8 protein-coding genes are annotated in these 7,768 nt (G+C 29.5%); 6 read left to right on the top strand and 2 right to left on the bottom strand.

Annotation, left to right across the window (positions count from 1 at the left end; genetic code table 11):
* Positions 1 to 427: 427 nt before the first annotated feature.
* The 3 genes from VGE71_RS00820 to VGE71_RS00810 all read left to right on the top strand — a co-directional run bounded on the left by VGE71_RS00820 (position 428) and on the right by VGE71_RS00810 (position 2,329).
* Positions 428 to 1,021 (top strand): YdeI/OmpD-associated family protein, encoded by a 594-nt coding sequence (locus tag VGE71_RS00820; RefSeq protein WP_331136603.1) that lies wholly within the window; start codon positions 428 to 430, stop codon positions 1,019 to 1,021.
* Between the two features lie 211 nt (positions 1,022 to 1,232).
* Positions 1,233 to 1,487 (top strand): acyltransferase, encoded by a 255-nt coding sequence (locus VGE71_RS00815; protein ID WP_331136602.1) that lies wholly within the window; start codon positions 1,233 to 1,235, stop codon positions 1,485 to 1,487.
* On the top strand, positions 1,463 to 2,329 hold the full coding sequence (locus VGE71_RS00810; protein WP_331136601.1) for an acyltransferase: 867 nt from the start codon (positions 1,463 to 1,465) through the stop codon (positions 2,327 to 2,329). The genes VGE71_RS00815 and VGE71_RS00810 overlap by 25 nt, the downstream gene beginning before the upstream one ends.
* Before the next feature lie 55 nt (positions 2,330 to 2,384).
* Here the strand turns inward: VGE71_RS00810 and VGE71_RS00805 are convergent, their stop codons facing one another.
* A complete protein-coding gene (locus tag VGE71_RS00805) occupies positions 2,385 to 3,509 on the bottom strand; it encodes a DUF4932 domain-containing protein (RefSeq protein WP_331136600.1) in 1,125 nt (374 codons plus the stop codon).
* 370 nt (positions 3,510 to 3,879) lie between these two features.
* On the opposite strand from VGE71_RS00805, the gene VGE71_RS00800 reads away from it, so the two are divergent.
* The 3 genes from VGE71_RS00800 (at position 3,880) to VGE71_RS00790 (ending at position 6,945) form a co-directional block, all read left to right on the top strand.
* Positions 3,880 to 4,935 carry a hypothetical protein gene (locus VGE71_RS00800; RefSeq protein WP_331136599.1) on the top strand — a complete coding sequence of 352 codons (1,056 nt, stop codon included), beginning with the start codon at positions 3,880 to 3,882 and terminating at the stop codon, positions 4,933 to 4,935.
* A 144-nt stretch (positions 4,936 to 5,079) separates the two neighbouring features.
* Positions 5,080 to 6,456, top strand: a complete 1,377-nt coding sequence (locus VGE71_RS00795; protein ID WP_331136598.1) for a hypothetical protein — start codon at positions 5,080 to 5,082, stop codon at positions 6,454 to 6,456.
* A gap of 129 nt (positions 6,457 to 6,585) precedes the next feature.
* A complete protein-coding gene (locus VGE71_RS00790; RefSeq protein ID WP_144217453.1) occupies positions 6,586 to 6,945 on the top strand; it encodes a MerR family transcriptional regulator in 360 nt (119 codons plus the stop codon).
* Between the two features lie 130 nt (positions 6,946 to 7,075).
* On the opposite strand, the gene VGE71_RS00785 is transcribed toward VGE71_RS00790, so the two are convergent.
* Positions 7,076 to 7,669: a leucine-rich repeat domain-containing protein gene (locus VGE71_RS00785; protein WP_331136597.1), complete on the bottom strand. Its 594-nt coding sequence runs from the start codon at positions 7,667 to 7,669 to the stop codon at positions 7,076 to 7,078.
* Positions 7,670 to 7,768: the final 99 nt, after the last annotated feature.

The raw sequence follows: 7,768 nt of genomic DNA, 5'->3' as shown, positions 1-7,768 counted from the left end.
AAACGGGGTTTTTTGTTTTGTAACGGTTCCGCAGACCAGACCTGCATACCCCCGACCGCGTTAGTGATGGGAGCGGCATCCTTTTGCGGACAGCCGGAACTTTCTTTTCCCCTAAAACCCACACCCGCAAAAGATACAGCGCACAGCACGACCCGGAGGGAAACGCCATGAATAATTAAAATATATTACAGCCTTTATTATTTGATGCTCAGTGAATAATTTTTCTCAAATCATATCTTTTTGTTATTGTTGAATAAACTTGTATTAAAAACGTTTTTTATGGTCTTTTAAACTGGTTTGTTTTTAGAGTTTGTACATCAATCAAAAAGAGGAATCATAAAAGGCTTTAAAAATGATTTTTAGTTTTTAAATAATGATCAAAGCAGTTTTTTACTAAATTTAATAGATTCATTATAGTATAATATTTATGACAAAATATAGCGGAAATTCTAAAGTTGACTTTTATTTTGAAAAAGCTGAAAAATGGAAAAATGAACTGGAACAATTGCGAGCTGTTGCTTTAGATTGTCATCTTGTAGAAGAGTTAAAATGGGGTTGCCCTTGTTATACTTTTGAAAATGCCAATATAGTTTTGATACATGCTTTTAAAGAATATTGCGCCTTTTTGTTTTTTAAAGGTGCTTTAATGAAAGATCCCGATACAATACTAATTCAACAGTCAGACAATGTGCAGGCAGCTCGTCAGGTTCGATTTACAGATGTGAAGGATATTTTAGCTAAAAAAGAAATTCTAAAGAAATATATTTTTGAAGCAGCTGAAATTGAGAAGTCGGGACAAAAAGTAGTATTAAAAAAGGTTTCTGAATTTGAAATTGCAAAAGAACTTCAGCATAAATTTGATAGTGATCCTGAATTCAAAAAAGCTTTTTATGCTTTAACTCCTGGAAGACAACGCGCTTATTTACTTCATTTTTCTCAACCTAAACAATCTAAAACTAGGGAATCTAGAGTAGAAAAAAATATTCCGAGGATTTTAGATGGAAAAGGATTAAATGATTAAAAAGATTTAATTAAGAAAGTAATAGAAGCTCATTTAAACAAAGGAGTTTTTTTGTTTTAGAATTCTTCAAATGTGTTTTCCGATTTTATTTCTAATGATTACCAGGACAAATTAAGAAATGATTCTTTTAATTAAAAAAATCAAATTTTGATTTAACTATTAATTTATAGAACTTGCGTCAAGACCAATTATTTAAATAGCATAACCTAAAATGAGCACAAGTCAAACTAACGAAACCATTCTGCAGACCAAACAACATTTTGAAATTTTAGACGGATTACGAGGTATAGCAGCTTTTGCAGTCGTAGTATTTCATTTTATGGAATGGATTTTTACCGATCCAAGTCAAAACTTTATTGGACATGGCTTCTTGGCTGTTGATTTTTTCTTTTGTCTTTCCGGCTTTGTAATTGGATATGCTTATGATGATCGCATTGCAAAATGGGACTTCGAAATTTTTTCATAGCGCGAATTATTCGACTGCATCCTTTGGTGATTGCTGGATCAATATTAGGGTTACTTGCGTTTTTGTTTGATCCGTTTGGAGGTCATTTGGAATTGTATAGCGCTGGAAAAATTGTTTTAACTTTTATTTGTTCTCTATTTCTTATTCCGTTTCCAGTTATAGAAGATCGCGGATTTAATTTATTTAGTTTTAATGCGCCAGCATGGTCTCTTTTTTGGGAATATATTGCAAATATCGTTTATGCACTCGCGCTTTATAAAATTCGTAAAAACTTTTTAGTTGTACTTACTTTGATTTCTGCAGTCGCAATCTGTTATGTTGGATACAGTTCTGGAAATTTATTAGGCGGATGGAGCGGTCCGACTTTCTGGGATGGCTGTGCTAGAATATCGTACTCATTTTTGGCAGGATTACTTATCTATCGATCCAATTGGATTATTAAAAATAAATTAGGATTTGGTGGATTGACTATATTATTGCTTTTGGCTTTTATAATGCCTTTTTCAAAATTGAATTGGATAGTTGAGCCTTTAGTTGTCTTATTTTACTTTCCATTATTGATTTCTTTGGGAGCAGGTGCTGTTTTGAAACCTGGCTTAGAAAAGATTTGTGTTTTTTGTGGAAAAATATCCTATCCGTTGTATATGACACATTACGCATTTTTGTGGATGTTTGGTAATTATTATACCAATTATAAACCAGAATCGACACAGTTGGTTTTAATTGTAACGACTTCAGTTATTCTACTTGTTGCATTTGCTTACTTGATTATGATACTTTATGATATTCCGCTTAGAAATTTTCTCAATAAAAAAAGAAAAGAGAAACTTCAAAAAGCTTAAAAAAAACAAAACCTCCATTATTTTTTATGGAGGTTTTTTTAAAGCATATCGATACTTATTGTAAACTGCACCAGTTGATTAATTCAGGATATAATTGATCGATTTTCTTTTTCTTGTTTTTGTTTCTCAGATTTTTCAACTCTTCGTTGAATTCTTTCATTTTTATAAATCCTCTTTCAACCATTACGGCATTCACTTCATTATTAATTTCTTGAAGTAGTTTTGCGTCTCCTTTGTAAATTTCTTCAGCATATAATATAAATACACCATACGTCATGTATTCATTAAATACTTTAAAACCATCCGGATAATATTCTGTTCCGTATGTTTTAGTGTTGACCCATTTTTCTCTGTCTTTTAAAGCAGAGTTTAGCTCTGATTTATATTTTACACTTGGCTTTTCTACATAATTATGGTCAATTTCAGTAAACATGCTTCGTGTATTGAAAGCGTCATTATTTTTTTCTGATCGGCCTTGTTCTTTTTGTATCGTTGGCAAAACCATTTCAATCAAATGAAAATTGTTATTCTCGTAGCCTCCAGTATAATTTAAGCCATTGATTAAAGCAGAAGTATATACAATATAACTGTTTATTTTTTGCTCAAAATTCTTTTCCAGCCAATTCCATTGTCTGCGAAGATTTGAAAACTGTTCGTAATCAGAAATAATTTTATTGTAAAAAGTTTTTTCAGATTTATAGAAATCGGTAAAGTGTGATTTTTTAGCGAAAGCTTCGATTTCTGTTTTATAAGTTGTGATTGGATTGATCTCAATTTTTACGTTTGCGACTTTATCAGCTGGTAAAATGTAAATTTTGCTAGGGATAAGAATGTCATTCTTTAAAGTGTAAGTTTGAGCATTTCCTGTAAAGAAAATATATTCCAGCGGGTTTTTCATTAAAAGAGAATCCATTTTTTTGATGATGGGTTCGTCTTTGTAAGTTTTAAAATGTTTAAGAACACGTTGGTAATAATCTCCTTTTTGTTCAAACATATCATCGTTTTCTAATCCGAAATCGGTAATTGCCAGCATAATGATTAGAAGTTCTTTTACTTCATTAACTTCAACAGTCGATTTTCCTTGGTTTTCTTTTTTGAATTCTTCCATGAAATTTACTTTCTGGGCAGAGATTGTAAACGATAATAATAACGCAAAGGCAGATAGGAATTTTGTTTTCATAAAAAGGTTTTTGTTTTTGGGATTGGTTATTTAATTAATGTTTTTCGTAAATCGTAATTAATTGCTTAGTATTCTTTTTTGTTGAATAAAAAACAACGATTCGTTTAAAACGTTAGATAAATGAATGTTTAGAGGCGTAAATGTCTTATAAAAATAGAAATGATACAATTTATTTTGAAGTGTTTTCTATGTTTTTTGTAAGAAATTGATTTTAAATTATTTAATGAAACAAAAATGGAATTTGGTAAAATGTTTTGTTGGAAACAAAAAACAATTCATCTTCTTTAAATGACAATTCGGTTAATGAAAATTGAATTTTTTAAGAAATAAGAATACTTTTACAGCAAAATCAGAAATAACTATAACCACTATGAAGAGAATTTTAAAAATTATCAAAATTACATTTATCACCCTTTTGAGTATTATTTTGCTTTCTATTGTCTATTTGTATATCAGTAATAAACTGTTTTTAGAATCCAAAAACGATGATAATATCAGCTATTTATCTAAAAACAATGTTCAGATCTCAAATTCGATTAATGAAAAATTATTTGATACCGATTTTTATAAATCGCAAGTTTTTCTTTTAGGAGAAATTCATGGTTATGCAGATAATCAAATTATAGACCGTGAAATGCTTTTTTTCTTAAATAAAAAATTAGGAATTAAGTATTACATCGCAGAAATGGATAGTTTGACGGCTAAAAAATTGAACTCATTTTTGTTAGAAAAACAGAATAACAAAGTCGCTTTAAAAAAAGTTGTTGAAAATATCAAACAAAGAATTCCACAGCAATCGAGTCAGGAGTTATTTGAAAAATGGAGTTCGATTTATGATTACAATCAAAACTTAGCCGATTCTTTAAAAATTACTGTGATCGGAATTGATAAAAATTTTGATGACAATTCAAAAATTGCCAGAGATGTTGCTATGCTTGATAATTTTAAAAATGCGATTAAAAGAATGAAAATTGAAAAAGAGAAATTTTACGGACTTTTTGGATATTTTCATACGCTTCAAAAGAAAACAGAATCTGGTAGAGAAACTTTTGCTGCAGGTTTAAAAGAAGCCAAAATTAAAACGACAAGTTTTGTGAGTTACACAATTGATAGCGAAATGTATTTGCCTAAAAATCCTCAATTTCCAACTCCAGAAGATGAAAAAGTAGATTGGTTAAACGCCGATGGACCATTAATGTTAGTGAAAGGAATTAATGATTTGAAAGAAGTAAGTAAGCCGAATGCGATTACGCTTTTTAAACTCAACTCGAATAATTCACCTTATTTAAAGTCACAAAATCTAATCACAGTAAAATCAAGAGCTTTTGGAGAAAATATTGTTCCGCTGGAAAATTCTTCTGCAACTGATTATTTTCAGTATGTGTTTTTGTTGAGAAATTCTAAAGCGCTAACAAAATTAAAATAGTGATATAAAATGTCATTCAAAGCCTCCAAGATTTATTTTGGAGGTTTTTTATTTTCTCTAAGTTAATGGAGTTCTTCCTGTCGCAAAAACATATTATATTAGCTCTAAATCTTACAAAAATTTACTAACCCAAAACAAACGAACTTGAAAATTAATAACGTAATTAAGTACTTGTTTCTCTTTTTATCCTTTTATTCATTCGGACAAAACCCTTCTTTCAAAATCAAATACTCAGAACAGCTGGCGGTTTTTGTTTTCTTGGAGAATTTATCGGATTATTATCCGGAAAATGTTTTTAAAACAGAATTCGAAAAATCTAAATACAATGTTGAGAAGTATAAAAGTATGATCTCAAAATTTGATCAATTGTCTATTTCTTATAGTTTTCGGTTTGAAGATTTTCCTTATGGTTCAAAGAAAACAATGCAGACAATTGATTTTTTGAAAAAGAATTTAATAGAAACGAATAATTTAAATGATTTCAAACTTCGTTCTGCTGGCATGATTCCCAACAAAACTCTGAGCGATTTAGGAGAATGTATTTCAGAATTTACTCCAATTTATAATGAACTGATTTATAATCCAAACAAAGAAAAATTTGAGAATCAACTAGAAGAGATTAAAAAATATTCTCTCGAAAATCAGATCGAGAATTATTTTAAAACGGGATTAGTGTTTTACAATTCCAGTTGGGATAATTCAATTCCGTTTGAGGCGGCTTTTTATCCATTGCCTAATTCTAAAGGATTTACTGCTTCGGCATTTTGCAATAATTTTGTCAGTGCGATTCAAACCGATTTAAAATCGCATAAAGATTTGTTTAGTGTAATGATGCACGAAACCTATCATATTATTTACGACGAACAATCGCTTGAAGTTAAAACAGCAATCGATACTTATTTTAAAGAAAACAAATCGAAATGCAGTAATTATGCTTATCAATTGATGAATGAAGTTTTGGCTACTGTTTTAGGAAATGGATATGTTTATGAAAAATTAGACGGTAAACTGGATGAGGGAGAATGGTATAATAATAAATATATCAATTTGATGGCAAAAAAGATTTATCCGTTGACCCAAGAATATATAAATCAGAAGAAACCAATTGATAAAAATTTTATTGATCAATACATTCAGCTTTACGAAACCAATTTTCCGGATTGGATCAATGAAATGGATAATATTATGACCTATCGTTATGTGATTAGCGAAAATGGAAAAGATTTCAATACAATAAATAAAATGTTTCGTTACCGTTCCAGAACACAGTACGAAGATCAAATTACAGAAAATAGTATTGAGAAAATGCAAAATACTCCGCTTACCAAAATGGTCATTATTTCAGAAGACAGTAAGGAAAAAGTGAAGCTTTTAAAAAACAGATTTAAAGAATTAAAAGATTGGAAAGCAAATCCTGATAAAGAATTTGCAGAGAAAATTCTTTTAGGGGATAAAAGTCAATTGATTATTGTGAATCAGAAAAAAACTGATTTAGAAACATTGATTAAATCTATGAAATAGAGAAAGTAATAGTCAGTTTTTTATTTGAATTCTTAAACTTCAAAAGTAAAAATAATTAGTATATTTGCAATTATTAAGTATGTACTATGCTCTATACTTTTGTGTTTTTTCTATTAAAAAAATAAAGCTATGCTTGTAAACGAATTATCAAAGAAAACAGGACTGTCAATCCACACAATCAGATATTATGAAAATTTAGGAATGATTAAAGGATCGACTAATGAAGAGGTGAAATCTAATAATTACAAATATTACGATAGTAATGCTATTGAGCGTTTAGAAATCATAATAGAGGCAAGAGAAGTCGGTTTTACTTTAGCAGAAATAAAAAAAATATTGACGACTTGGTTTGAAGGTACAGATTCGAAACCAGAAGCACTTGAGCTTTTTCAAGCCAAAATAAAAGAGATTGATGATAAAATGAAATATTTTAAGCAAACTAAAAAATTGCTCGAAAAAGTATGTGAGAAATTACAAAGCAATGATTAAGACTGAAATCTTGATTGTTTGAATCTTAAGTATGAAAAAAAGCTCCATTGTTTAATGGAGCTTTTTTTATGAATTTAACTAAAATAAGACTCAATTTAGCTATTTCAAATTGGTTGCGCGTTGCTCAAATTTAGGGATATATTTTAGTCTGTGTCATATTCGTTTTTAAATATTCTAAATCTTCCCTATTGTATTTTCCAGTACCAGTAAAACTGATTTCTTTCACATGCTTTGGAAATAGATTAGGATTTAAATCTGTGAGTTTTGTGTCTGATAATCCTAGAATTTGCAGACTCTTCATTTGATTAAGCGTTTTTGGGATTTTAGACAAAGGGCAATTTTCAATTCGGAGCGTTTTTAAGTTTTCCAACTGAGAGATTGAATCTGGAATGGTTTCGATGTCAGTTCCTCTAATCATGAGGTATTGCAAAGATTTTAATTCAGAAATCCACTCGGGAATAGTCTTTAAAGGGAAATTTAGAACTGAAAACTTCTTGAGTTTTTTTAGATTTCCAATTTCAGCCGGAAATTCAAAACCATCTAAGTAATAAATCGATGGATCGGCTTGCATTTCTAACACTTCGAGATTTACAAATTTTGAAAATACTTCGCCTTGATTTTTTAAGTTCTGATCATAAAATAGAAGAGTCAGTTTCTTGCAATTTTTAGGGTTTTTAGAAGCTTCAATCAAAGATGAAAACTTGGTTTTTCGAAATAAATCCATCGTGATGTTTGATTATTTGAGAAATTGATTTGACAATTGTATAGGTTTGATGTTTTTTGGATAAAGTTTTATGGCTTATTTTCTTTCAGTAAAGATTAA

The organism is Flavobacterium sp., assembly GCF_036405015.1.
Lineage (GTDB): Bacteria > Bacteroidota > Bacteroidia > Flavobacteriales > Flavobacteriaceae > Flavobacterium.
This window is presented reverse-complemented; position numbering and strand designations above follow the sequence as displayed.